General features: G+C 54.3%; 28 protein-coding genes and 2 pseudogenes. 13 read left to right on the plus strand and 17 right to left on the minus strand.

Going from position 1 to position 25,529, the window contains the following annotated elements; all coding sequences use genetic code 11:
- Positions 1–2: 2 nt before the first annotated feature.
- Positions 3–458 (minus strand): hypothetical protein, encoded by a 456-nt coding sequence (locus COMA1_RS02770; RefSeq protein ID WP_090743445.1) that lies wholly within the window; start codon positions 456–458, stop codon positions 3–5.
- A gap of 148 nt (positions 459–606) precedes the next feature.
- Between COMA1_RS02770 and COMA1_RS22105 the strand changes: the two are divergent.
- From COMA1_RS22105 to COMA1_RS21475, 6 genes and pseudogenes are all read left to right on the plus strand, one after another.
- A pseudogene (locus COMA1_RS22105) lies at positions 607–664 on the plus strand (AURKAIP1/COX24 domain-containing protein); the annotation flags it as partial.
- A 68-nt stretch (positions 665–732) separates the two neighbouring features.
- Complete coding sequence (locus COMA1_RS20545; RefSeq protein WP_141654195.1) at positions 733–957, plus strand: DUF6812 domain-containing protein; 225 nt, start codon at positions 733–735, stop codon at positions 955–957.
- 96 nt (positions 958–1,053) lie between these two features.
- Positions 1,054–2,781, plus strand: coding sequence for an ABC transporter ATP-binding protein (locus tag COMA1_RS02780; RefSeq protein ID WP_090743447.1), 1,728 nt, complete (start codon positions 1,054–1,056; stop codon positions 2,779–2,781).
- 79 nt (positions 2,782–2,860) lie between these two features.
- Positions 2,861–3,502: a hypothetical protein gene (locus COMA1_RS02785; protein WP_090743450.1), complete on the plus strand. Its 642-nt coding sequence runs from the start codon at positions 2,861–2,863 to the stop codon at positions 3,500–3,502.
- 131 nt (positions 3,503–3,633) lie between these two features.
- Positions 3,634–3,975 (plus strand): annotated as a pseudogene (locus tag COMA1_RS22110) (Mov34/MPN/PAD-1 family protein); the annotation flags it as partial.
- A gap of 38 nt (positions 3,976–4,013) precedes the next feature.
- On the plus strand, positions 4,014–4,151 hold the full coding sequence (locus tag COMA1_RS21475) for a hypothetical protein (RefSeq protein WP_245630819.1): 138 nt from the start codon (positions 4,014–4,016) through the stop codon (positions 4,149–4,151).
- A gap of 107 nt (positions 4,152–4,258) precedes the next feature.
- Here COMA1_RS21475 and COMA1_RS02795 read toward each other — a convergent pair whose 3' ends face one another.
- From COMA1_RS02795 to tnpA, 3 genes are all read right to left on the minus strand, one after another.
- On the minus strand, positions 4,259–5,278 hold the full coding sequence (locus tag COMA1_RS02795; protein WP_176697804.1) for a TIGR03790 family protein: 1,020 nt from the start codon (positions 5,276–5,278) through the stop codon (positions 4,259–4,261).
- A complete protein-coding gene (locus tag COMA1_RS20940; protein ID WP_176697805.1) occupies positions 5,190–5,879 on the minus strand; it encodes a hypothetical protein in 690 nt (229 codons plus the stop codon). The genes COMA1_RS02795 and COMA1_RS20940 overlap by 89 nt, the downstream gene beginning before the upstream one ends.
- A gap of 137 nt (positions 5,880–6,016) precedes the next feature.
- The gene (gene tnpA / locus COMA1_RS02805; protein WP_090743461.1) at positions 6,017–6,466 is read right to left on the minus strand and encodes an IS200/IS605 family transposase; all 450 of its coding nucleotides are present in this window, start codon (positions 6,464–6,466) and stop codon (positions 6,017–6,019) included.
- A 338-nt stretch (positions 6,467–6,804) separates the two neighbouring features.
- Between tnpA and COMA1_RS02810 the strand changes: the two genes are divergently transcribed.
- A complete protein-coding gene (locus tag COMA1_RS02810) occupies positions 6,805–7,188 on the plus strand; it encodes a CBS domain-containing protein (protein ID WP_090743465.1) in 384 nt (127 codons plus the stop codon).
- Between the two features lie 402 nt (positions 7,189–7,590).
- Positions 7,591–7,785 carry a hypothetical protein gene (locus tag COMA1_RS02815; RefSeq protein ID WP_090743468.1) on the plus strand — a complete coding sequence of 65 codons (195 nt, stop codon included), beginning with the start codon at positions 7,591–7,593 and terminating at the stop codon, positions 7,783–7,785.
- 193 nt (positions 7,786–7,978) lie between these two features.
- On the opposite strand, the gene COMA1_RS02820 is transcribed toward COMA1_RS02815, so the two are convergent.
- The 5 genes from COMA1_RS02820 to COMA1_RS02840 all read right to left on the minus strand — a co-directional run bounded on the left by COMA1_RS02820 (position 7,979) and on the right by COMA1_RS02840 (position 12,768).
- Positions 7,979–8,698: an SDR family NAD(P)-dependent oxidoreductase gene (locus tag COMA1_RS02820; protein ID WP_218055292.1), complete on the minus strand. Its 720-nt coding sequence runs from the start codon at positions 8,696–8,698 to the stop codon at positions 7,979–7,981.
- Between the two features lie 221 nt (positions 8,699–8,919).
- On the minus strand, positions 8,920–9,435 hold the full coding sequence (locus COMA1_RS21940; protein ID WP_090746765.1) for a c-type cytochrome: 516 nt from the start codon (positions 9,433–9,435) through the stop codon (positions 8,920–8,922).
- A 235-nt stretch (positions 9,436–9,670) separates the two neighbouring features.
- The gene (gene soxC, locus COMA1_RS02830) at positions 9,671–10,930 is read right to left on the minus strand and encodes a sulfite dehydrogenase (RefSeq protein WP_090743471.1); all 1,260 of its coding nucleotides are present in this window, start codon (positions 10,928–10,930) and stop codon (positions 9,671–9,673) included.
- 119 nt (positions 10,931–11,049) lie between these two features.
- On the minus strand, positions 11,050–12,042 hold the full coding sequence (locus COMA1_RS02835) for a zinc-binding alcohol dehydrogenase family protein (RefSeq protein ID WP_090743474.1): 993 nt from the start codon (positions 12,040–12,042) through the stop codon (positions 11,050–11,052).
- 300 nt (positions 12,043–12,342) lie between these two features.
- Positions 12,343–12,768, minus strand: a complete 426-nt coding sequence (locus tag COMA1_RS02840; RefSeq protein ID WP_090743477.1) for a hypothetical protein — start codon at positions 12,766–12,768, stop codon at positions 12,343–12,345.
- Between the two features lie 41 nt (positions 12,769–12,809).
- Between COMA1_RS02840 and COMA1_RS02845 the strand changes: the two genes are divergently transcribed.
- Entirely contained in the window at positions 12,810–13,709 is a 900-nt protein-coding gene (locus COMA1_RS02845; protein ID WP_090743480.1) for an integrase core domain-containing protein, read from the plus strand.
- On the opposite strand, the gene COMA1_RS02850 is transcribed toward COMA1_RS02845, so the two are convergent.
- From COMA1_RS02850 to COMA1_RS02880, 7 genes are all read right to left on the minus strand, one after another.
- Complete coding sequence (locus COMA1_RS02850) at positions 13,697–14,557, minus strand: DcaP family trimeric outer membrane transporter (protein ID WP_176697806.1); 861 nt, start codon at positions 14,555–14,557, stop codon at positions 13,697–13,699. The two genes, COMA1_RS02845 and COMA1_RS02850, sit on opposite strands and share 13 nt — an antisense overlap.
- Positions 14,558–15,096: 539 nt before the next feature.
- Positions 15,097–15,411, minus strand: a complete 315-nt coding sequence (locus COMA1_RS02855; protein WP_090743486.1) for a HigA family addiction module antitoxin — start codon at positions 15,409–15,411, stop codon at positions 15,097–15,099.
- 12 nt (positions 15,412–15,423) lie between these two features.
- Positions 15,424–15,702: a type II toxin-antitoxin system RelE/ParE family toxin gene (locus COMA1_RS02860; RefSeq protein ID WP_090743489.1), complete on the minus strand. Its 279-nt coding sequence runs from the start codon at positions 15,700–15,702 to the stop codon at positions 15,424–15,426.
- A gap of 53 nt (positions 15,703–15,755) precedes the next feature.
- Positions 15,756–16,403, minus strand: a complete 648-nt coding sequence (locus COMA1_RS02865) for a hypothetical protein (protein ID WP_141654196.1) — start codon at positions 16,401–16,403, stop codon at positions 15,756–15,758.
- A 95-nt stretch (positions 16,404–16,498) separates the two neighbouring features.
- Complete coding sequence (locus tag COMA1_RS02870; RefSeq protein ID WP_090743495.1) at positions 16,499–17,131, minus strand: Maf family protein; 633 nt, start codon at positions 17,129–17,131, stop codon at positions 16,499–16,501.
- Positions 17,122–18,300, minus strand: coding sequence for a tRNA dihydrouridine synthase (locus COMA1_RS02875; protein ID WP_090743497.1), 1,179 nt, complete (start codon positions 18,298–18,300; stop codon positions 17,122–17,124). The genes COMA1_RS02870 and COMA1_RS02875 overlap by 10 nt, the downstream gene beginning before the upstream one ends.
- A 1-nt stretch (position 18,301) precedes the next feature.
- Positions 18,302–19,783, minus strand: a complete 1,482-nt coding sequence (locus COMA1_RS02880) for a multinuclear nonheme iron-dependent oxidase (RefSeq protein WP_176697807.1) — start codon at positions 19,781–19,783, stop codon at positions 18,302–18,304.
- Between the two features lie 171 nt (positions 19,784–19,954).
- On the opposite strand from COMA1_RS02880, the gene COMA1_RS02885 reads away from it, so the two are divergent.
- The 4 genes from COMA1_RS02885 (at position 19,955) to COMA1_RS02900 (ending at position 23,523) form a co-directional block, all read left to right on the plus strand.
- On the plus strand, positions 19,955–20,731 hold the full coding sequence (locus COMA1_RS02885; protein ID WP_090743503.1) for a CBS domain-containing protein: 777 nt from the start codon (positions 19,955–19,957) through the stop codon (positions 20,729–20,731).
- A gap of 80 nt (positions 20,732–20,811) precedes the next feature.
- A complete protein-coding gene (locus COMA1_RS02890; protein WP_245630821.1) occupies positions 20,812–21,867 on the plus strand; it encodes an LOG family protein in 1,056 nt (351 codons plus the stop codon).
- A 66-nt stretch (positions 21,868–21,933) separates the two neighbouring features.
- The gene (locus tag COMA1_RS02895; protein ID WP_090743506.1) at positions 21,934–22,797 is read left to right on the plus strand and encodes a DHHA1 domain-containing protein; all 864 of its coding nucleotides are present in this window, start codon (positions 21,934–21,936) and stop codon (positions 22,795–22,797) included.
- A 21-nt stretch (positions 22,798–22,818) separates the two neighbouring features.
- Positions 22,819–23,523, plus strand: coding sequence for a rhomboid family intramembrane serine protease (locus COMA1_RS02900; protein WP_090743508.1), 705 nt, complete (start codon positions 22,819–22,821; stop codon positions 23,521–23,523).
- A gap of 29 nt (positions 23,524–23,552) precedes the next feature.
- Here the strand turns inward: COMA1_RS02900 and COMA1_RS02905 are convergent, their stop codons facing one another.
- Positions 23,553–25,400 (minus strand): ATP-binding protein, encoded by a 1,848-nt coding sequence (locus tag COMA1_RS02905; RefSeq protein ID WP_090743511.1) that lies wholly within the window; start codon positions 25,398–25,400, stop codon positions 23,553–23,555.
- Positions 25,401–25,529 lie beyond the last annotated feature (129 nt).

The following is a 25,529-nucleotide window of genomic DNA, read 5'->3' on the forward strand; positions in this document are numbered from 1 at the left end:
GTTTATCGTCGTGATGGAGAGGACGGCTCGGACAACATCTGCTTGGTCTGCATCCCGAAGGGCAGGTCGCCCTGCGCCCCGCTCAACAAAATCGAGGGTGTCCCGACCCATTGCAATCGGGCATGGCCACGTTGACGCGTGCCCGAGTCATTGGCGTCTTTTTTCCATGTCCCCTGCCAATTGACCAACACATCGAAGGCGTCCTTTGCCAACATGACCCGCTCGATCTTGAACTCAAGCGTAATCGCATGGAACGCCTCAAAATCCATCTCCGCTTGTCGTCGCAACTCTTCTGTCTGATCGAGCGGGGACAGCATCGCCCGAAACCCTGCCCGATCCTTCTCCTCATACGCCCTTCGGAGGGATTCCAGGGCCTGGTCAAGGCGAAGCAGCCGCTCGTGCTCGGCGGGGTACTGAATCGTCTTGGAGGGACAGCCTGTGACAAGAAAAGTCAGCAACAGAAGCCATCCTATACGCAGAGTTGGTGAAAGACAGGTTCGCCGGACAAACATAAGAAAGGCAGTATAACATAGGGGAAAAGGGTACCGTGAGCTTGCATTTTTCCGAAAAAGCTTTTAGACTCCCCCTTCTTTGGAGATACTAAGCATGTCAAGCGTCTTGAAGAAACGACGGAAGAAGATGCGCAAGCACAAGTACAAGAAATTGCGCCAACGTCAAAAGTTCCTTCGCCGGAAAAGCTAAGCTCAGCCTGCATGGCGGGAGGCCAAGGCCGTGTCCGAGGGTAAGGGCAAGAAAGTTCGAATCCGCGTACGGACGGTCAGTTGTACCTACGTGGGAGACTTCCTGGTACCCCCAATGCGAAATCGCGTCTCCGACGCGATTAACGAAGAAGCTCGTCTGTTCATTAGCCTCACCGACGTGGTCATCAATGAGAAAGAACAGTCGGATTTTGTCGCAGTCAATAAAAACCTGATCGAGTCAATCGTTCAGATCTAGCCCAAACCACCCCCTGCCCTCCTCACGCTCCGATATCGTGGAAGAAGGCTGACACGACCACTCAATGTCACCGTCAATCGAACCACCTGACTTGCCATGGTGATCTTTCGGCGATTCCTGCCGTTCGTTCGCCCCTACGTCCCTCGCCTATTACTGGCCGGACTTCTCGTGACCGGAGTGGCTCTCATCAACCTCACCTTGGTCCGGCTGGCCGGGACACTCTGGGACGTCATCACCGTTCAACATGACGCTGACAAGATGACGCGCTCCATCGGGCTATTCCTCGGCCTGGTGATTCTCCAGGGGCTCTGCTCGATGGGCCATAGTTACCTCACCGCCTGGGTCTCCCAGACCGTCGTCGCTGACTTTCGCAAACATCTCTTTGGGCATCTCCAAAAGCTGACGGTCAGCTTTTTCGCTCGCCGACGCACAGGAGAATTACTCTCCCGGTTGATGTCCGATGTCACCGTCATTCAATCCCTCGTCACAGAAGCTCCCATCGACGGGGTCAAACAACTCGTGACCTTCATCGGCGGCATTACGTTCCTCCTCTTGATGAATTGGCAGCTCTGCCTCCTGATTCTTGTCCTGCTCCCGTTGTTGGTGGTCGTCTCAAAAATGTTCGGCCGACGGCTGAAATCCCTGTCGACCTCGATTCAAGACCACACGGCTGCACTCAGCACCCTCACCGAAGAAGTCATTTCCGGCATTCGCATCGTCAAGTCCTTCGTTCAGACAGAACGGGAACGGACCCGTTTTGCTGATCAGGTCGAGCAGACACTGCACCAGACACTCCGTCGAGCCGGCATCATGGCCGTCTTCATTCCGGTGATCAGCCTGCTGACCTTCTCATCGGCCACCGCCGTCTTGTGGTACGGAGGTCGCCAGGTCATCGACGGTGTGGTCACGCCGGGTGATCTCTTCGCCTTTGTACTCTTTGCCGGCATCTTGATTGGTCCCTTCAGCTCAGCAGCCAAGATCTTTACCCAGATCAAGGAAGCTCAAGGTGCGACACAGCGAGTCTTCGAGATTCTGGATGCCAAGCCGGAGATCGACGATCGACCAGACGCGCAGCCGCTCGGGACAATCGCAGGGCACGTGCGGATGGAAGACGTCACCTTCAGCTATGACACCCGTCATCCAGTGCTTGCTCACCTGTCGTTTGAGGCGAAGCCTGGTGAATTGGTCGCCTTCGTCGGACCAACCGGCGCCGGGAAGACCACAGTGATCAATCTCCTGCATCGGTTCTACGATCCCATAGAGGGACGCCTGACCATCGACGGACGAGATTTGCGGGATGTGACCCTGGACAGTTGGTATCGACAGATCGCGCTGGTGCCACAAGAAACCATCTTGTTCGGAGGCACCATCCTCGACAACATACGCTATGGGAACAGAGAGGCGAACGAAACCGCGGTGGTTGAGGCAAGCCAAGCGGCCCATGCACACGACTTCATCACAAACTTGCCGGATGGGTACCAAACCGTGGTGGGCGAGAAGGGGGTCAATCTGTCCGGCGGACAGCGCCAACGAATCGCGATCGCTCGAGCCGTTTTGAAGAATCCTCGTATTCTCTTACTCGATGAGGCCACGTCATCTCTCGATACCGAATCGGAGCGGTTGGTGCAGGAAGCCCTCCAACGCCTCATGGAAGGTCGGACAACCTTCGTCGTCGCCCACCGGTTGTCAACCATCCAACGCGCCGACCGAATTCTGGTTTTGGACAAGGGGCAGTTGGTGGAGGAAGGCACGCACGCACAATTGATGGAACGCAAGGGACTGTACCACTACCTCTACACCATCCGGCTCAACGAACCCGCGTAAGCTAGAGGCCTCTTTTTCCCTTACCTTTTCAACTCCCAGCTCACCCATCACCCTTCGTAAATCTACGGTAGAATGAGGTATGGCTGTTTCTCGTCGACTGCTCCTCATCATCCTCGTCTGCCTCCACACTCACTTCCTATGGGTAGGGATTGCGCCAGCGCTGGAGACGGGCACGGAGGTCACTCTGTGGTTGGAGTCCGACCACGCCGTGGCCACTAGCCCATTCAGTGGCCGAAGGGAAATTCGCTTGGAGGCTCAAGAACGGGTCATCGGTTCGGGAGCGATCGGTATCAATGGCATTGTAGTGACCTCACGACGGCTATTGGGGTTTTCGAGCCGCAGCCTGACGTGGACCAAGATAGATCTGGATTTGAACGAAACGGTGTTGGAACGAAAGATTCTGGCAGCCTTCAGCCTGGTTCGAACCGACCGGAATCTATACGCCTTCCGTGGCGCCAATGGTCTTTGGTTTGAGGACGCGTTGGGAGTGCGAGAACAGGTCACCCGCTTCCACAGTAATGACTATGGAGCCGTGTTCATCACCAATGAACGGATCATCGGGTTCACCTCGCTGCTCGGCAGCTTTTCTTCGAAGCCCTTGGATGTGCACGAGCGTATCGTGGAGATCACAAACGACAATGGACTCATTCTCGTCTCCACAAACAGACGCTCGTTGGTCTTAGGGAGTCGGCTGAGTGGGTGGGAAGAATTCAGTGAATGATTCCGTGAAATCAGTTCCGATGTTCGCTCGACTGTCTATAATACAAGACAGAGGTCGTAAGGAGTCAGACGATGATTGAGCAATGACACCCGGGCTATTCTTCGCCCCTCTGCCGAACGACCCCACTCATTATGGTTAACAAGAACGATCGGAGACAGTCGCAACAGAAGTATTTCATATCCAACCGCGAGAAGCTTCGACTTCACCGTCGTGCCTATAAGGCCCAACAACAAGATCATTCTGAAGTATGCGGTGTATCGATCATTGACCAACGAGGATACATCTCCTTTGAATTTTTGAAGAATTACAGTGCTCAACCTGGCAGATATGCGCTACGCCTTTCAGACGTTAGATCCATCAAGAGATCTATTTCACAATATGGCAAACGTCTCCTCGGCACATTTCACTCCCACCCTTTAAGTGAAGCAATACCTAGCTTAAGAGACCGCAAGAATGGGTTTTATCGGGGCATTGAATTGATTTACGATGTCTGTGGCCGAGAGTTGAAGTTATGGCAGCAGCTGAGCCGGGGAAGGAAGAAGATCTTGAGGGAGCTTCCTCTGGTTTTAGAAAAGAGAAGAAAACCAAAAAGAAGGAAGAAAGGAGACCAGCAACAGTTTTGTACATCAAGCATGGGATGATATCTTGAAATCATCCAGCTGCACATATTTTGGCCAGGCTGTTGGGAAAGCGCCCATCAGGGCGAACATTTATCGAACACCTCACACTCAACCTTCAAGATAGGCTCTCTCTTCATCACGATGTCTTGTGTTGGGCAGCACGTTCCTGACGGCGAAGGATATCGTCCAGTCTGGCCCTCGCTCGCGCATAGAGATGTCGCCGCTCTTCCTGGGCGCGAAACGGATCAGCAAAGGTCTGGTCCGACGGTGCCATTGGCGCCAGGGGGAACATACGGAGCGCCGACCGTTTGACGGCTGGCTTCTGTTTCCAAGGATTGTAGAGGGGATCTCCAACAAGCACCATGCGCCAGCTCACCCAGCGGCTGGTCAGATAATAGGCTTCGAGCAGGGTATATTGGCCGGTCATCAGCAAAGCTGAAAACTCCAGTGGCTCTGGGAAAGCGTCTAGGTAGGGTTCCCCTACCGAACCAAGTGTGGCGGTAATGCCGTGTTCTAACGCGTTCTTGCACCAGCCCGTCACGCCAGATTGATGCAGACTGACCGCCTCGGCCGAGGCCATGTGATATCCAATGGCACCAGGCCGAAAAGCAAAGGCATCCTCATAATGCCTCAATCGGTACCACCCAATATACAGTGCCACATCAGGGGTCTGGCCGGGATGGTCAAATCGTGCTTTGGTATTTTCCAAGACGGATCGATACCCACTCTGTTCCGTGATAAACGTATCGAGGTGCTGGAGGCTCTGATCGTATTTCCTGTAGGTATCTGGTCGTTCCTTGGCAGGCATCCCTTGAGCATCGAGATACATTGATCCGGTTAAACCGTTCGCTTCTGCCTCCATCGCATGATCGTCCAACTGTGCGGCCAACTCAGCTGTTGGCGCATCCAGACGGCTGACCATCAAAGCTGGAGGATCTCGAATGAATTTGTTCTTTGAAGCAGGACCTGCATGATAAAAGGGATTCGGATGCCGCCAGGCGAGCGGGTAGTCACCCCATTCCCACCAGAGCAGGCTTAGTTCACTATCGACACTGGCATTGCTCGATTCATCGGAAAGCAGTTCCAATTCCATCGCCGCCAGCACAAAAACCCCCATGTTGTCCGTAAACCAATTCGATTCGCCGATAGAGATCATCTCGGTTCTGCCGAACCGGAAGCTCCAGCGATCCCACCAACAACTGCAATCCTTCACGTTGTTGCGCTCGTCGTTCTTCGTGGGTACTGTCCGACCCTTGCACTGATGACGGCACCTCATGGTGCAACTCGGCCACACCTGCCAGCCCCTTATAGCGTCGAAACAGGAACTCCAGCTTAGCGTAGACCTGAGGATTCATCGGTGAGTGCTGTCGAGCCCATTCCAGCGAACTCAGGACGACGCGATCCAGGCGGAAGACCGTCCCCATGTTCCGCTCATAGGTCGGCAAGTTCTGATTCTGGTCGCTACCAGGCGCGCCCCCACCATCGGATGGAACCACGAGCGCCCGAACCTGCTGTTCCACCTCAACCAGGTGAGTACGCGCAGCTTCCAATCTTTCAGCAGCATCACGACGCAGCGTTCGTTCTGCTGTTGTAAAATCGGAAGGCCCCACATGAAGCGGAACTCCATAGACAGTCACCAACACGCGAACCCGCTTGTGCAGATTCTGTTGCTGCAGCATCTGTCGAATCGGCACCACTATCTTCCGGTCATATTCGCTTCGGCTGATTGTTTCACCCTCCGGCAGATCCAACTTCACAATCTGCTAGGATGGGACACTGCGGCGTGCCGCGTAATATTCTGCAACTTTGACACTTTTACGACTATTACCATTGGCCACAATCATGACCTGATCGGAATGAAGCTCCCCGCAGCAAGCTGCGGGGTATCACAGAACTAAAACATTCGGAGTTGCCAGAGCTCTGCGCGGGGTTGCCCTTGCCGCTGTACGTACCGCTCGACTGTCTGCCAGTTCGCTCGCTCTCCGACCGTCGCCACATAATACCCGTCGGTCCAAAATTCACCGCCCCACAGCACTCGTTTGACGGCAGGCTTCCGTCGAAAGATTTCCCGGGCCGTGATGCTTTTGAATATCTGCACAATCCGTCCCGGAGCCATTTTCGGGTGGGCACTGCAGAGCAGATGAATATGATTCTTATCCGTTCCAATCGCTTCCATTTCGATCGGAAACCGAGCCGCAATCTCGGCCGCCGTTTCCTGGATAATCGCGGTCACCTCCTCATCCAGCAGCGCCTTGCGGTATTTCACCGGAAACACAACATGGTAGTGGATTTGCCACGCACAGTGCGCCCCCTTGCGAACTTCATCTTCCCTCTGATCCGTCATGCGCCAGAGGGTACCAGAGGAGAGGATCCCCGTAGCAAGCTACGGGGAATCACAAGTTGAAGCTCAGCTCTGGCGGAAGAGGCTGTGACGACCCAGTCATGCCCAGCAGCAGAAATACTAGCGGTACGCAGCACCCCCCCCCAAGCGATAGCCCAGACCGTCGACGTACTCATACTTGTTGGCTACCGCCCTACTATCACATAATTCTCACTGTCTGAAACAGTGATGGTGCGCCAACCGCCCCAATAACTTTACATGCTTGTAATAGACCCATAACGCTCCAGCAACAGACTCTTGCTACCCTGATAGCAATACATAATCTTAAAAAGGAGGATCAGATGGTAACAGTTGGCAACTTGATGCAGACAGAACCGGTGACAGTGGAGGCAGGTACATCAGTCATCGAGGCAGCGAAACTCATGAGAGCCTGCAATGTAGAAAGTGTATTGGTGACACACAAAGCAAAGATCATCGGGATCGTCACCGAGTCGGACATCGTCAAGAAATTCGTCGGTGCTGAGAAGGCATCTTACTTTGTGCCGGTTGATGCCATCATGAGCAGTCCCGTTCCTGGTATCGAAGAGCGGCGGCCATTAACAGAAGCCGCCGACCTCATGGATAAGCATCGCACGCTGCACCTCGGAGTGACCAAAGGAGGCGCACTCATCGGGCTTGTTTCTGTTCGAGACTTTCTTCGACCGGTGTCCATCGACGAGTTTTAAGCATCTCTCCGCTCGTGAGCTGCCTGCCTAGTCGACGCGGCAGTTCCGCCCCGTTCTTCAACCTCTCCCAAGCGCATCTCTACCTTGTCTTCAAAAGGGGGCGTCCTCTCCGGCCCTTCCTACTCCTCATCTTCACGGTAACGCCATGACACGCCACAGTCTACCCCCTCACCCTCCCTGCACTTCGAATCGTACGAGCCTCCCGCCAAGTACCCTTGCAGTTAACATAGGTTTTACTTGTTCGTGATCTGTTTGGAATGAGCATCCGATACCCTGCTTGTGAAGGAGAACAGGAAGGAAGCGATGGCAACACTCGAAATCGGGATTCCCGCTGGAACCCAACGACACGAACAAGGCCTCACAATACTGTGCCTATTGATCTTCACCCCAAGGAGGTGCGCTATGATTGAATCACCGGCGACGAAACTACTGGCCATTGTGCAGGAACGGAAACGTATTCCACTCGAAGAACTCCTGGACCGCTGTCCCGAACTCACCTGGAACCAGGTCTTCGCGCTCGTGGATAACCTCAGCCGTCATGCCTTGATTTGTTTGCATCGACGCGGAGTTGATTACGAGTTACGAGCGGTTTCGTAATTCGGTACGCGGCAGGCTCACTTCTTGACCAAACTCCGTAGCCTGGATGCACTTATCTACAGCAAATCACAACTGGCACTGTCTGGCAGACGTTTACCACTGGTTCATCGCCGGCAATTGGAACGAATTGGTGCGAAGTTGACCAAAGAGCCGCAGACCGAGTGGTGAAGGGGCACGCAGGCTTGTTTGGTTGCTACCAATCCGCGCCAAGCCGATCGATGACGATCTGATGGACAACCGTGTACTTTCCCAACGTAGAAAGGTACACAGCGGCCTCGGCCACATCAAATGGGTCAATCTTCTCACTGCGTTCAATCTCTGCCTGAGGCGCATCCACCAATTCGTCAGCCACAGCTCCTGGACAAATAGCACTGACCTTGATGCCGTAGGGTCTGCCTTCATCAGCCAAGGATTTAGTCAGCGCCATAATGCCGTGCTTCGACGCGCTGTAGGTTCCCGTGCCTCCCCAGGCTTGCAGACCAGCCACACTCGACATGTTGAGAATCACCCCGCCGCGCTGCTGCTTCATCTGCCGGAAGCCGGCCCGACAACACAAGAAGGTGCCACGTAAGTTGATCGTCATCACCTCATCGAATGCCTGGATACTCGTGTCAGCGATTCGCCCACCACCGCCGATGCCGGCATTGTTGACGAGAATATCGATCCGACCGTAACGAGAGACCGATTCGGTGATCAACCGTTCCACCTGCCGCTCGTCGGCCACGTCTGTTTGGACCGCTATGGCTTCTCCACCATTCTGTTGGATCTGTTGCACCGTTTGCTGACAGCGTGCCATTCGCCTGGCCGCCACGATAACCTTTGCGCCTTCCTGGCCAAACCGAAGGGCAATGGCCTTGCCGATCCCGCTGCTACTACCGGTGACAATTGCGATCTTGTCTGTTAATCGCAACATGTTTTACACATAGCCTCTGCTCTCATTTAGCAATATGCTGAACAACTCAGTTATGAAAGTCGCTGAATGTTCCCTGTGGGATACACACCACAATAACTTAAGGATGCTCAAAAAGGCCGTCCGGCAAGGCCGCAGTGAGCGAAGAGGTAAGGCATACGCTCCAGTACGTCGAGCCTCTGGGCGATGCGAGAACGCCGCTGGTGGACTTTTTCAGCATCCTGTTAGTGCACATCAGGCCTGGGATCAAGGATAAACCCGTTCCGGTTGGGCATCTCAACCTTGGGAAGACTGTGGGCATCCAGAATAGCATCCTCGGCAATAATCTGGTTCTGATGCAGTAGCCAGGCAACCAGTGCGTAGATTTCATCCGCCTTCAGCGACTGAGGGGCAGTAAACGGCATCGCCCGACGGAGATAGTCATACAAAGTCGTGGCGTATGGCCAATAGCTCCCGATGGTCTTGAGCGGCTTGGTCGTCCGCAAACTGCCTTGCCCTCCGACCAGCACGTCATTCGGCCCTTCTTTTCCCGTCGGCCCATGGCACGCAGCACACTTCATCGCATAGAGCTCTGCCCCCTGTTTCACCGTGCCCTGACCCGGTGGGAGACCCTGTCCATCCGGTGAGACGTCGATATTCCACGCTGCGATATCGCTCGCCGACGCAGGCTGCCCCGCGCCATAACCTGGATCACCCATTTCTGCAGACAATCCGACCGATGGAATGAACAACACCAGCATCACCAAACCGATTGGAACACTCCAAAGACCGTTAGCAGTACGTTGATAAACATGTTCATCATGCTGAACACGTACGGCATTCGGAATGATTACCGAGAGCAAAGCGGCCCACAGGCTGTTCAAAAATTCCGTCCAGCAAGGCCGCAGCGAGCGAAGAGACGAGACATACTCTGAGCGGTATGGTGAATCTCTAAGCAATGCAAGAACGCCGCTGGCGCACTTCTTCAACAGCCTGTCAGGCATAGACGTTCCTCACAGTGCCATCTCGCCCGATCTTCCAGCTCTGAATCCCGTTGTAATGGTAGCTTGAATGGAGCCCACGCACCTTGATGAGTGCATCGCGAGTCGGCTGCTGGTATCCAGTTTCATCGAAACAGCGACTCTGGATGATGGTCTCTTGACCATCCCATTTCCAGGGAAACCGAAAGCGCGTATGGCATTTGGGCAACACCGGCTCTTGTAGCTGTGCCAGTCTCCAGATCTGTCCGCCATCCACCGACACTTCGACGGCTGTGATGCGCCCACGCCCACTCCAGGCGAGACCTTGAATTTCGTGGACGCCTGGGTGAAGTTGCTGTCGTCCAGAGGGCCTCGTGATGACCGACTTCGCCTCCATGGCGAGACTGAACTGATAGGCTGTCCCGTTAGGGAGCAGATCCGTGTATTTCGCCGTCTCCCACCGGGTCATGAACGGCGCTGAACCAAACTTCAATCGTCTCAGCCATTTCACGTTGATGTTGCCCTCAAATCCGGGGAGGAGTAATCGCAGTGGATACCCCTGTTCAGGCCGCAATGCTTCACCATTCTGGCCATAGCAGACCATCGCTTCGTTCAGCACCTCATCGGTGAGCGGCACACTGCGAGCCAAAGCAGCCGCATCGCTTCCTTCCGCCAACATCCAGGTCGCTTCCCGCTGTACATGAACCGCATCCAATAAGGTGGATAGCTTGACGCCGGTCCACTCGCTCGTACTCGTCAAGCCATGAAGCCCCTGCACGGTGGAGTCCCGTGCCTCACCCCACCCGTCTCGACTGTTCCCAGAGCATTCCACGAAGGCGATGCGAGACGCCGACGGCAACCGCATCAATTCCTCCAGAGTGAAGAACAGGGGATGATCGACCAACCCATGTATTAACAAACGATGGCGGGTTGGATCGATGGCTGGTACCCCATTGTGGTGTCGTTCAAAGTGGAGTGCTGAAGGGGTGATGATCCCCTGGAGGTCTTGAAGCGGAGTGGTTGAAGAGGTCGGCGCGACGAGTCTTGCCTGCTTCTCAAAAGGCGACCGCTCGCCATAGGGATGTGGCGAGGCACCAGGCACCCGCGTGGGATCACTGGTGTCATGTGACTGTTCGGCTTGTGCATCGAACAGCGCCGACGATGCGCTCATTGCCAGCAGCGATGCACCGCCAGCAAGAAACTGGCGTCGATTGAGTGCCGGCGCAGTCCGCGCTCGGTTCGAATATTCCGAATCATCCCGAACGTTGTCGCTCATAGCACGACACTCTCTTGAGCATTGAGGAGGTAGGTGGATAATTCTACGCCGGTTCGTGAGCTGAGCCAACAGCCAATCTGCTGACCACCAGATTCCTCCTTATCACTAGGAGGGGGCCATTACAGCTGCACCACCACCTTGCCGATGCTGGTGTGCTGTTCCAGCATGGTATGGCCGGCACGAAGATGTTCGACAGTCAGTCCGTGTAACACCTTGTTCGCCGTCGTGCGCATCTTCCCGGCCTCAACACAATCTTTCACCTCCGCAAGAATTCTTCCCTGAGACTCCATGCGATAGTCGAACATGGACTTGGTAAACATCAATTCCCAATGAAGACTCACGGCTTTTCGTTTAAAGATGGATATATCCAGACCATCGGCGTCGTCAATAAGCCCAATTTCGCCGAACGGCGCTACGATCTCAGCCATGTTGGTCCAGTGCTGACCGGAATGGGTTGTACTGAAGATGCAGTCGACGAACTGTACTCCGAGTGCTCGAATGTCTGAGACGAAGTCCTGATGTGACACCACATGATCTGCACCCAAACTGGTCGCCCACTGTCGGCTCTCCGAACGAAATGCGGTGGCAATGACGGTCAGGGGAGTTTTGAGCTTGAGCAATTGGATCGCCTGTGACCCCACGCCTCCGGCGCCGCCAATGATGAGGATGGTCTTACGGTCAGGCCCAGTGAGGCGCATCTTTTCGAAGAGCATCTCGTAAGCTGTGAGGCTCGTCAGCGGAAGAGCTGCGGCTTCGGCAAATGAAAGGTTCTTCGGCTTCATGGCCACGAGCCGTTCATCGACCAGCTGCCAGCTCGCGTAACATCCAGCCCTGTTCAGATCTCCGCTATAAAACACTTCGTCACCGACCTTGAAGTGCACTGCATCATTGCCGCAGGCCCGTACAATCCCCGCGGCATCCCACCCCAAGATGACAGGCTTTCCGTCTGTTCCGGATCGCCGCGAGCGGATCTTGTAATCAATTGGATTCAAACCAATGGCTTTGACCTCAACCAGAAGATCATGGCCAGTTGGAATGGGATCGGGCAATTCCGTCAACTGAAGATTGAACGCATCCAGCTTATGTGCCTGTGTGTAGCCAAGGGCTTTCATGTGTGCCTCCTAGTTCTGGCGTCTACCATAAAGATCCGCAAGCTCGGAAGACAAGGCCACCCACGATTGGGCGAATATGGGAAGTTGACCATAATGGCGCAACAGAAATTCTGTTCATTTGAACTGGACGACGGAAACGAGGGAGACCAATCGAGTCTGACTCACTGCAGAGAACTTGACAGAGGCTCCGCCCTCTTCACCATCTCGAAAGCACACGACAACCACTGAAGACGGGGTATGGTCGGACTGTTCATAGGTCAAGGGCTGCTCGCGTGGGATAGCTGAGAGGACGTGAGGGTCCTAAAACGGTAATACTTTTTTGACATCCTGCTGCAACCTGACGAGGTCGTACTTCACCAGAAAATTGACTCTGAATCCCTCTCCTGATACATCGTTTTTATTAACTCTTTGCCCCCACAGAAACCCTCCACCGATCGTGATCCCTTCCGCCGGACTATACATGAGATTACAGTCGAGATACTGCGTTCGCTTATAGGTCTCAGCAGGAGAGAGTTCCGTTGTATTCACCTGAAGGAAACCGTAGCTCACCGTTGACCTCCAATGTTCATTCCAGAAATGCTGAATGGCCGCATAGCCTCCATAGGTCGGCTGCACGTTAATGGATCCCGACAACTCATATCCCGCGTCAAGATTGAGATTCTTCGTATCGCTAAAGTACCGAGTGATCCCCTCCCCATACACCCCCTGAAATACAATATTGCGCATTGTTGCCGTAAATATCCGACAGTCCAGAGTAGACTCTGGACATGGACACAAGAACTCGGATCATTCTTGCAGCGGAACTGGCGACTCAAGGGCTCTCCGTTTCCGCGATCGCGGGCCAACTCGAGCGCCATCGAGAAACCATAGGACTCTGGCTGAAGGCGGTTCGAATCGAAGGACTCTCTGTCTTTCTGGATCGCTATGCTGCGGCCAAGACGGGGCCACGTCCGGCACGACAGGTCCCGGGAGCGGTCAAACGCCTCGTCTGGGCGATTCGCACCCGTGAACACGACTGCTGTGGGCAGAAGATTCAGTACTTTCTGGCTCATGAACAGCATATCCATCTCTCTGTTCCCAAGATCTATGAAATCTTGGCTGAACGATACGTCTTACGGCCTCGGGGCCGGACCAATCAGCCACGCGGCGTTGTGCCGATTGCCACGGCTCCCCGCGCGGTCATTCAGATGGATACCGTGGTTTTTGGCGAGGTCTTCGCCTTTACCGGGGTGGACATCTATACAAAGGAAGCGGATGTCGTTCTGCGGACCGGACTAACAAGCGAGGATGGGGCCATGTTTTTGCGCACAGCCATGACTCGCCGCTTTACCGGGCCTGTGCAGATCATCCAGACCGATGGGGGCTCAGAGTTCAAAGGCGTGTTTGCCCAACAGGTGCTCCAGTATTGTACACGACATCGCATCGCCCGTCCCTATAAGAAGAACGAGCAGGCGTATATTGAGAGCTTCAATCGAACCCTGCGCAAGGAATGCTTGGGGTGGATCTCCTATCGAGTAGAAGAACTGCCCACACTCCAGGGCGAGGTGCGTGCATTTCTGGACCGGTATCACTATCATCGGCCGCATCTTGGATGCACCCCGATGCGACCGCCGTTATCGCCAAGCCGTGAAGGACCTGACGGACTGTCGGATATTTACGGAGAATAGTGCGTATTGTCTCGACCCCAGAGCCTCACCAGCCCTGATGCCATTATTCCATAGCCAAATACATGATCCGATTGCCCTAAGCTCGTCACCCCGCCGACGGAGCGAAAGAGTCCCGCAGTGTTGAAGTGGTAATCATCGGTTTCATACCGATAGCGAAGGACAAAATCTGGGAATGGACTGTTTGAGGACACCGATTGAGCAGTGACCGGATTCGTGGAGGGAATCCCAGAGGAAGGCTGTTCAGCGGCAACCGAAATGGCATGTCGTGTGGCCAACCGGTGCGTATATCGCACCTGAGGGCTAAACTGGAAGATCCAAGAATTCGGGCCATTGAAATCCACTGTTTCGGGGATCACATCCGAATCGTGAAAGGTCGACCACGTTTGCCCAACGAGAAGATTTTTTAACTGCCCGTAGAAATGTCGCAGGCGAAAATTGGTAGTGTTCCCGGGGCCGACAAAGTCAAATTCGATATAGGTTCGCAAAACATCCCATCGAGTATCCGTCCTCGTTTCAAGGCTGATGCGCGAGGCTCTTGCCGCCATATTGTAATTTGATGCATCGAGGTTCGGCGTTGGGATAGTTTCGGTCCGAAACTGGTTGATATTCCCAAGCTCGCTGGAGTCATAAATCGCGTCGGTCCTGATATATCCCCCTATCCGCATCAGCGTATGGGAACCAGGAAAGCGGAAAAATCCGCGAAGGGCAGGGTCAAACGGGGCATTATCCAGTCGAGCATCCGCATACGCATCTTCTGTGACGAGCTCTCGTTCACGATCTATGGCAGGCACTTCCGTTTGAGTTCCCGATGCAAGTGGTTCATCCGGCTGCGGTTCTTTTCTTCTCATGTCTTCAACTGATTGTTCCAGCTGCTTAACCCTGGCTTTCAAGTCCTCTATCTCTGTCCGCTGAGTCCGTGCTTCAGAATTTTGGATATCGAAGCTGGGACGTTGCGCAAATGCCCAGGGCGACGCATATGTCACACTCAGAGCTACAAATGCATGTGCGATTACCAAAATCCGCGGACACCGGTTCATTCTCCTCATGGAGGAACAGTAACCCTCAATCAGCTTTCCTTGCTCTTTGATCATTCTCGTTGAATGAAGATGATTTATCGGAGGCACGATCTCACAGATAAGTGAAATGTCTGTGGCGAGGAGAGACAAACTTTCGTGACCACTTCGCTCATGGAAAATCTACGAGAACAGAGAAGCATTTGCAACTGGCAACCTCCCCTAACGCTTAGAGAGCCGTCTCCCCAGCAGTGTTTTCTTTCGGCAAATCGGTGCTGACTTGAATCGGTGTCTAGTTCACCCTGGAGAACTCGGCGGGGATTCTGATTTCCTTGCCGTCTTGGAGATTGACGACAAACACGGGACACAATCGGTCAGGATGCAACCTTCAATGTTTTCGACCCGGTCCATGGTTTGATCTTTGAGAGCTTCGAACCAAGGACACGTTCGGCAACTTCCGTATCATGGGCGGCTTGCGCGCGCAGCCAGTAACCATTCGAAAGACCAAAAAACCGGCAGAGGCGTAAGTCGGTATCGGCCGTAATGGTACGTTTTCCCGCTATGATATCCCCGACTCGCTGCGCCGGCACACCGATTTCTTTCGCCAATCGATACTGACTAATCTCCATTGGTTTCAGAAATTCCTCCAGTAAGAGTTCCCCGGGCGTGACAGGCTTGAGTTTACGCATCGTTCTCCTCGCTCAATGATAGTCCGCGATCTCGACGTCTTCAGGCCCCGTGTTCGTCCAACGGAAGCAGAGACGGAACTGATCGTTAATACGGACACTGTGCTGCCCCACACGATCCCTTTTCAAAGCTTCCAGTCGATTTCCAGGGGGAATCCGCAAATCGTCGAGTTGGGCTGCGACCTCTAATTGTCGCAGCTTCCGCCGTGCCACGGTTGCGATCCTCGCGAATCGCCTAACTGGCGATCCCTTTGAAAGCGCTTCCGTCTCGGCACACTTAAACGACTTGACCACAGACACTAATAGTAACGCGTGGCGTGATTATCAGTCAAGAACGAGGACGATGCTTACTTCACTTTGGAGAATTCGGCGGGGATGCGAATTTCTTTGCCATCTTGCAGATTGACGACAAACACTGATGAGGCGGTGGGGTCAAACTGCTCGTAAGCAAAGAGCGCGGTAAAGCGGGACCGGTAGGCTGGGCCATTCGTTTCGTTTTTTCTCCCTCGCTCGGCTTTGCCGATGTCGATGGCTTTGATCCGCTTGGCCCCTTGCTGCAGCTCGATCAGGGCACCCTCGGCGAAGTACTCATCGTCGCCGCAAAGCTGTACCTCGATCTCCATGTTCGGCATGTCCATCACTTTCTTGATGAACTCTTCGGGCATACGAATTTCGGTATTCCGTTTCTTCGATTCCGCCGCTTCCTGGCGACCGAAGGCTTCCAGCCGATAACGTTTTGTCCGTAGAACGGCGCTCGCCCCACAGGGATCCGTTTCTGGATCGGCACCTACGCGGGTAGCCAACGATGCCTGTTGAAGCACCTTCTTCACGTCTTCCGGGGAGTTGGCCTTTTCCATCGGAAGCCGGCCGGTCTCCAACGCCTTATGTGCGTCTTCTGACGACAGCTTCACATCGATCGCCCAGGCTGCACTCGTGCCCGCGCTCAGAATTCCGATGAGCCCACACATCAGTATCATCTGTTTACGACAAGTCATGGTGTCCTGTGACTGTGTTGATGGTTGAAATCCAGTGGCTGCTGCCCTTTCCAAGGATCGGTGGGCATTGTAGGGGAACCATGCTGCCTTTGCAATTACACCGCGAACCGGCGCCAGTTCGCGTAGGGCCTTCGTTGATAGAGAGATCCCACATTTACGGCAACTTGACATGAAGCCGATTGAAGTAACTCCACGACAAGCTTCAACGGTAAGCCCACCACAGTAGTATAGTCGCCCTCGATTCGTTCCACTAAATCTCCACCGAGCCCCTGAATGGCATAGGACCCGGCTTTCCCAAGTGATTCCCCTGACGCAAGATACCGTTCATACAGCTCCCCTCTGTCGGGTTTCATGTGGACCGTTGCCGTTGCCACCTTGACCGCTTCATAGTTGTGTTCGCCGTTGATGAGTGCCACAGCTGTATGGACATGATGAGATCGGCCGGCTAGGGCCCCCAGCATGACCCGCGCGTCAGCAAGGTCTCGGGGCTTTCCCAACAATCGCCTCTCCAGCTCAATGAGGGTATCGCTGCCCAGCACGTAGGCTTGGGGATGAATCTTGGCCACTGCTCGCGCTTTTTCAAGCGCGAAATGTTTGACCTGCTCGAGTGGTGACAGTCCCACCGACGGAAGCTCGTGGAAGTCCGACGGATAGATCTCAAAGACCAGCCCCAAAAGAGCAAGAAGCTCGTTGCGGCGCGGTGAACTCGAGGCGAGGATCAGCTGCATCGCGAAGCCAGGAGAATGGTTTCATCGACCGACTCTGCGGATGATGGTTCAAGCCCCTTCTGGGCGCTGCTCCGAAAATCTGAGAGAACTTGGTTGAGCTCTTCAACGGATGACACCCGAACCATTCGCGCACGGAGTGCCGCGGCATGAGGGAAGCCCTTACAGTACCATCCCAAATGTTTGCGCATCCGGTGGAACTGCCGCTCTCCGAAGATCGTTTGGAACTGATGGGCATGATCACGCAGCACCGCAAAGCGTTCGTCTAGCAAAACCTTCTCAGCCGGACCTGAGAGACCTTTTGCTTCAGTTGTTGTTTGGGAACATGCGCGGAACCGCTCCTTTGAGCGAAAGAGCCACGGCGCCCCGAGGGCTCCCCGTCCGACCAATACCCCATCAACGCCGGTCTCGCGCACACGCATCGCAGCTTCTTCGAGATTCTGAATATCGCCGTTTCCCAGCAACAACGTTCCGGTCCCTTTCATGAACGCCGCAGCACGAGCAATGGCAGACCAGTCTGCTGTGCCACGGTACAGTTGCTTGAGCGTGCGACCATGGAGCGAAATCACCGTCGGCTTTTCCAATAAGAGCTGTTCCAGCCAGGCTTCCACCGTCACATCTTCATACCCGAGGCGGGTTTTTACTGAAAGCGGCAGCGGTCGTCGTGGCACGGGACTCGCGGCGCCACGCTGTTGATTCATTCGTTCAAACGCGACAATCCGTGACGACTTGAAGCCAGCCTGTTCCAGCGTCTGTCCGCTTGCCCAATCGTCAATTCCACATCGAGCCGCCTGCATGATGGAACGGGCTAGTTCAGGGGTTCGAATGAGACCTGCGCCGGATCCGGAATGAGCCACACTCTTTGATGGGCAGCCCATGTTGATATCCAGTCCGTCGAACCCGAGCTCGCACACAGCCTGCGCCGCGAGATAGAACAACTCCGGATCTTTCCCATAGAGTTGGGCCACGATGGGACGCTCGACATCACTGTAGAGAAGCGTCTCCAAATGAATCTCAGGACCACGGCAGACATCATGCACGTGCGTGAATTCAGTATAGGTAACATCCGGCTTACCTTGGCCCGTGATCACGGACCGAAATGCTGCATCGGTCACACCGTCCATCGGTGATAATCCGACGAGTGGTCTGGGAAGTGTCGACCAAAAGTTCATCTTAATTTACCTGCGCGGCTCCGTGAGGAGTATTGGCCGTACGATAGCCCTGTCGAAGCACCTCGGCCTCTCGCTCAGCAATCGCTTCCAACATCGGTGCCACCTCGCGGACAAACTCCACAAATCGGTCAACCTTGAGCAAGAAGAAATCATAGGTCCCTGAGAGCGATCGTGGTTCCCGAAACCAGAACTGGACAAATTCAGCGAGTGACAGGTGCAGTTCCTCGAGTCCTCGGCATGACTCTGGAAACATATCAGGGATCTCGCCGCCCCAATGGAGAATCTCATGCGGGAGATAGCTGAAGCGATAGAGACCGAGCTCATCGAAACAAGCTTGTCCCCCATTCCATTCTTCCCCAATAGCCTCTGCCTTGCCAACTACAGCCCGCGCATACCGATCGTAGGCTTCTGCAAGCGCCAGCTTGTCAGCGGGCGAAACAACCTTTCGCTCTATGGATATGGCCTCTGATTCTGACGCTGCACTGTTCTCCACGTTCATACGTCGAAAGCCGTTGGAATAGCGTCGGGTGAACCTGGCAAACTCCTCGACAATCAATTCCTCTGGTTTCATATCAACCTCCAAGGCCAGACCTTTGAGGTTGGTCAGCTGAGGCTGAGCTAAAATCTGATCCAGCATCTCGAACAAGACCGAAGGAATGGGCGCTGCATGGGCATCGGTCCATGCCGGAAGGACACTATTGGAGTCTGACCGGACCTGTGCAGAAGCAGCATCCAAGCATGACTCATGGATGGCCAGCCCTGCTACATGAATCTCAACCACACGGTTCAGAGGAAACTCGTCGAGAAAGGTTTGGACGAATGTCTCCAATGAACTCGTTCGATATGCTCCCGAATATCGAAATACGGTCCAGAGATGGCCCACATCCAGAACCAGCCCGCACGGAGCCAATTCAGTTACTAGACGAAAAAAAGTGGGAATCGGGAGAGTCCCCGCCACAAAATAAGTGAGCGGTGGCATCTCCAGCAACAGCAACGGCGTACTCTCGTTTGCCAGCACACACCGTTCATCCAAGAGCGTTTGGATCTGCCTCGCATTCTCCGCCACCGTCTCAGCACTGGCTCGTGTATAAAGCGGAGGAAGATAGGTTCCGTACGAATAACCTGCCAGGTATTTTGTCGCACATTCATGATTGAGCCACGCACTCTGGAGGATCTGCAGATGGGTGATCGCATCATCCAGTTCTTGCCGACCGGCCCAGGAACCAGACATTTCAGGCTGGGTTATCCACAGCCCTTCACCATGATAGGCAAGAAAACGTTCGCCGACCTGCTCTCGCACCACCTCTAATGCCGCCGGTTCTGTATAAAATACTTCAAAATAGCCAGGTGGCACTTGACGTGCTCGTAGACTTCGCAGCAAGCTAGTGACCTCTGGGGCATGGATATCCACGGATAGTCCTAACCCATGGATCGGAATGTGCGTCACACGACGAAGGAATTCTTTGTGAGACAGGCTTGCCATCCCCATATATCCCATTCTGTCAACCGGCAAAATGACGCCCTAGTGTATGCCGTCAAACCCTTGAATGACAAGGATTTCACGTCACCAAGGCCTGCAAAAACCGTCTGCTATACTTGGCATACATTGCGGCCAGGCAAGAAGATTCGTGAGAAGAAAGGACCTGGCTGAGCGATGCTGGAGAAGGATATTCAACGGCCGCGAGGGGAGGATCCGCAGACTATCCTGGTTGGACATATGATGACACCCGGTGTAGTCCAAATTCCCGGAGATGTATCGGTCACTGAAGCGGCCTCACTGCTAGAACGCGAGCGGATGCCCTGCCTGTTGGTCAAAGACAGCGAATGGCGTTTTGGCCTCATGACTCCAACCGACATCGTCAAGAAGGTCGTGGCTCAAGGACTCGAACCAGACGATGTCGAGGTACGGACGATCATGACACGTCCGGTCCAATTCATTGAGTACGATCGAGCCATAGAAGAGGCCTCTACCCTCATGATGTCCTCGGGAACCCCGATTCTCATCGTCACCAAAGAAAATCAGCCCGTCGGTGTATTGACCGCCCGAGACTTGGTGCTGTCACCCAAGCGATGTGCAGCCAATATTCCGGCAACCATCAGTGTGATGGAGGGAGAGGGCGCGGGAGCAGCCCATCAGAGCACCATCACCCAACTAAGCCATGCCGGTGCGTCGCTGGTCTCTTCCGCCTTACTATTACCCGGTGCCCGAGTTGTTTTGGGCTTCTCGCTTTCAGAAACAATGAGCCCTCTCACTATCAGAGCGACCGTACTGAATAACGCCAGCCTTGAAGCCATATCGGGTGTGACCCGACCCATTTTGTCCACGCCTCCTGCCGTAGAAGTCCAGTTTCTCGATCTTTCTCCTGCAGATCAGTCTCGAATCAAAGCCTGGGTGCTCGGGCACCTTCCTCCCTCGCTCAGTTCATCGTAGACTGGTCCTGTTTGCATCAATCTTTGACCAGGATCCATTCCGTTGGTAAGCTCTCTTATTACTCACACACAAGGATACCCATGACGATGTCCAGCAAGTCTGCGTCGCTCCGATCCCGCCCCGCCTTATCGCGAGAGGAGATCCTCCAGCAGATCAACCTGCTCCTTGATAGTCCGGAAGACGACCTTCATGCCGCACTCATGCGTGAGCTCATGACCGGACTGTTGAAGCTGCACGAAGCGCAGTTGGATCTGCTGGACGTCAAAATCATCAACCGCGCGGTCAAAGAGCTCCGCCATGCCTTCGGTGTATTCCACAGATATCGCGATCGACAAAAAGTGAGCATTTTCGGTTCGGCACGGACTCCCACCGACGACCCTAATTATCAGCTGGCCCACCAATTCTCCCAAGCCATTGTGCAAGCGGGATTCATGGTCATTACCGGCGGTGCCGATGGCATCATGCGCGCCGCACAAGAGGGTGCGGGACGTGAGCACAGCTTCGGCGTCAACATCATGCTGCCGTTCGAACAGGGACCGAACTCGACGATCGCCGACGACCCGAAACTGATCACCTTCAAGTATTTTTTTACCCGCAAGTTGATGTTCCAAAAGGAAGCCAATGCCATCGCGCTGTTTCCCGGAGGGTTCGGCACACATGACGAGGGATTTGAAATCCTGACGCTCGCTCAGACCGGGAAGAGCGATCCGCAGCCGATCGTCTGTCTTCAGGCTCCCGGCTGTGACTATTGGGACGATTGGGCGGCATTCATCACAAGACAACTCTTGCGCCGCAAACTGATCAATGAGGAAGACCTGGCGCTCTTCACCATCGTGACCTCCGCCGATGAAGCCGTGAGCCACATTCTCCGCTTCTACCGGCGCTATCACTCCATGCGATTTGTGGGCAGACAGTTGGCTATGCGACTGAAACAGCCCATTGCTGCGGAACAACTTGAACAGATTCGAGAACGCTTTTCCGATCTACTCTCCGACGGCACCTTTGAACAGAGCGGCTCTCTGCAAGAAGAACTTGATGAACCGACCATACGAGAGCTCCCACGGCTCGTGTTCAGCTTCAATCGACGCAGTGCCGGACGGCTCCGCCAACTGATTCACCATCTCAACGACTTGTAAGACACTCCGATTCCATGTACAGTTAACCCGTTGTATTACGCCAGATATAGGTCCTCGCCGAAGTCTATGGTTCCCGTATCAACCGCTCCACCATTCCACGGTTCCCCTGACATCGTCCTGTACCATGCGGACTGTTTCGATGGGTTTGGAGCCGCCTGGGCGGTCTGGAAAAAGTTTCCGAACGCCAGATTTCTCCCCGTGAAACACGGCCAGCCTCCGCCATCCGACCTCAATGATCGTCGAGTATTAATCGTCGACTTCAGCTATGCACGACCGATTCTGGAGACGATGGCCGCAGAAACTAAAGAACTCCTGATCTTGGACCACCATATCACCGCCGAACGAACCTTGGCCGGATTTCCCCATGCCTACTTTGACCAGACCAAGTCCGGAGCCGTCTTGAGCTGGGAATGGACTCATCGAACGACCGCACCTTGGCTGCTCCAGTACGTGCAAGACAAGGACTTATGGACATGGGCATTATCCGGCAGTCGTGAAATCAGCGCGGCATTGGCTTCCTATCCACTCGACTTCAACTTATGGGATAAGTTTTCGCAATCGACACTCGAGCAGGAAGGTCGGGCCATTCTCCGCTATGAACAGGAATTAGTTGGGAAACTTGCGGCACAGGCGGTGATGGTCTCATTCCAGGAAGAAGTCGTTCCGTCCGTCCAGAGTGCGATCCTTACGAGCCAGATCGGCGAGCGGCTTTCGCCAAAGCATCCGTTTTGCGTAATCTGGCATGATCGGGATGGCCGTCGCTACTTCAGCATGCGTTCTCGACCAGATGGGACGGACGTGGGCGCGATTGCCGCTGCATTCGGCGGTGGCGGCCATACTCATGCTGCCGGGTTTTCGGTTCCGTTAAGCCCCGATGGATATCCCCCAATCGACGAGCGATTGCCTCGTTTGGTTATGGATCGACGCTAACACCTATACCTGTGAAGAGTCGTGATCCCACTCCACGACGATAACCCGACCAGACTGACCCCTTTCGTGACGATGGTGTTCATCGCCATGTGTTTCGTCGTGTTTCTCTATCAGAGCAATCTATTAGACGTACCAGCTCAGCTCTTTGCCATTCAATATGGTGCCATTCCCTCTGTGATCTTCGGCCACGCCTCACTCCCAGAGGAAGCGGCGGTCGCGTTTCCCGCCGTATTCACACTGGTGACGAGCATGTTTCTGCATGGAGGCTGGATGCATCTCCTGGGGAACATGCTCTACCTATGGATTTTCGGGAACAACATTGAAGACGCCATGGGTCATGCCAAGTTCATCGTCTTCTATATCCTATCCGGGATTCTGGCGGCACTCAGCCATGCACTCACAGATCCTTCCTCCGAGATTCCTATGGTCGGTGCCAGTGGAGCCATTTCTGCGGTGCTGGGCGCATACCTCTTGCTTTACCCACGCGCGCGGGTCTTGGTGATGCTCCCGGCAATCGGAATGACCCGTGTGCCGGCCGGCATCGTCCTAGGCATGTGGTTCGTGACTCAACTCGTCAGCGGAGGCATGAGTGTAGGATCCAAAGGCGGTGGGGTCGCCTTCTTCGCTCACATCGGAGGATTTCTTGCAGGTATGGCGTTAATCGGACTGTTCAAGCGGAAGGACGTGCGGTTCTTTGCTCCAGGACGGTCAACCTGGGATCGGTAACTAAGCAATCCAGACGCCGCCGAAGAAGGTTAGGCGGCATCCAACATTTCTCTAACTTTCCCGATCAATCCGGTTTGGCGATACGGCTGCTGCAGGACAAACCGCTGATTGATTCGATGCTGTCGAATCGTTTCATCATCATAACTGGATAGAAACAATGCCTTCATTGTGGGCTGGAGGTCTAAAAGCCGGCGAGCCAATTCACGCCCACCGATCTCCGGCATGACCAATGGACTCACCGTAAGATGCACAATCCCCTGATACTGTTGTGTCAGCATCAGCGCTTCAACCGGTGAGGCGGCTTCCAGGACATGGTAGCGGTGCCGCTGCAAGACCGACTTCGCTAACTTTCGTTCAATTTCGTCTTCTTCCACCAGCAGGACGGTCTCTCCCCCCCTGGCCAACATAGACTTTGGAAGTGATTCCTCTTGTCCCTCTGGTACGGATGCAGCGGGAAAGGACAGGCGGACGACCGTCCCTTGCCCTGGCCGACTCTCCACACTAAGCCGACCTCCATGTTGTTTGACAATCCGAAAGACAGCGGTTAGTCCGAGTCCAATATTCATTTCCTTGGTTGAAAACAACGGCTCAAACATGTGGGCTTGGGTATCCAGGTTCATACCGGTTCCGGTATCGCTGATGGCAATCTCAATCTGAGAGGCCGCCGCACCGATCTGAGTTGTCTTGGCGGATTTCACTGGCGTTTCGATCGTCTTGACCTCGATCGTGAGCCGACCTCCATTCGGCATGGCATCCCTTGCATTCACGACCAGCTGAAAGAGGATGGTTTCTAATCCCTCCCGATCAACTTCTATATGACTCACCTGGGGATCCAGCATGACTTTCAGTTCAATCTGCTCGGGTAGAAGATCAGCAATCATGCTACGTACATCACCCAATACGGCATTGACCGACACCTTGTTTCTATCCGAACCTTTCTCAAGGTTCAGCGCAATGAGTTGTGCCGTGAGCGTAGCCGCCTGCTCTCCGACCTTAAACAGTTCATCAACCGTACCTCGAAGCGGGTCATGTTGCTGAAGGTGCGCCAACATAACACCCGTCTGTTTCCCAACCGCTGAAAACAGGGATCCAAATTCCACCGCAATTCTCGCCGCGACTCGACCGACGGCCTCTAGTTTCTGCGTTTCCTGCAGCTGCCGCTCAAGCCCCTGACGGGTAAGTTGACCTTCTCGCAGATCCATTTTCGCCTTGGTCAGATCTGATTTTAATGCCGCGATCCTGGCCTCCAATTCTGTTTTCGCAGCGACCAGGCCCTCTTCGGTCTTCTTCAACCCTTCGACATCTTTTTGTAAGGAGTCTTTTTCCTGCCGGACAACCTCCGTATTTTCTAAAGCCACTCCATAGAAAACCGCCATCACGACCAGCACCGGGATTCCCAACAACTGTCCGGTTACCGGCGCTCCCGTGTTGAGAATGCCTTCATACAGGACGACAGAATATCCGGCGCTCAAGAGCAAGGAGAGACCAAATAGATGACTGAGTCGCCGAACGGAAGCCGCCAGTAACATAAGCACAAAATAGGTGATATAGAGATCAGATCGGGCATTCCCTGAAAGATAAATAGCAGCGGTCACCAGAATCGTATCGAGGGTCACCAGCACGGACCCAAACCAGGCTGCGTCAAAAACGGTTCGAGGCAGCATGACCAGGGCAATGGCCCCAAGCCAGAGCCCCAGCACCAAGCTATTGGTAGTCACTCGGCTCAAAATGGGGTCTGCACCAAACAGGAGCTCATAGGACAAGATGATGGTGACCAGCCCCTGAAGGACAAGGTAGCGTGATCCCGAGTCCGTCAGCATCCGATAAAGTCTGTCTGGCGCTTGGGGGGAGTGAGATTGGGTCGAGCGAGTTCCCATGCTAGGTCTACCTCCAGAGGTGAGAATAGCGGGAAAACAGCAAATTGTGTGCCCCCCAGCTCGTGGTGAATTCTTCGATTTTCTGCCTGTGCCGCCCTGGCTTGGACCGCTTCCGGACCATCACGGGAC

This window comes from Candidatus Nitrospira nitrosa (assembly GCF_001458735.1).
Lineage (GTDB): Bacteria > Nitrospirota > Nitrospiria > Nitrospirales > Nitrospiraceae > Nitrospira_D > Nitrospira_D nitrosa.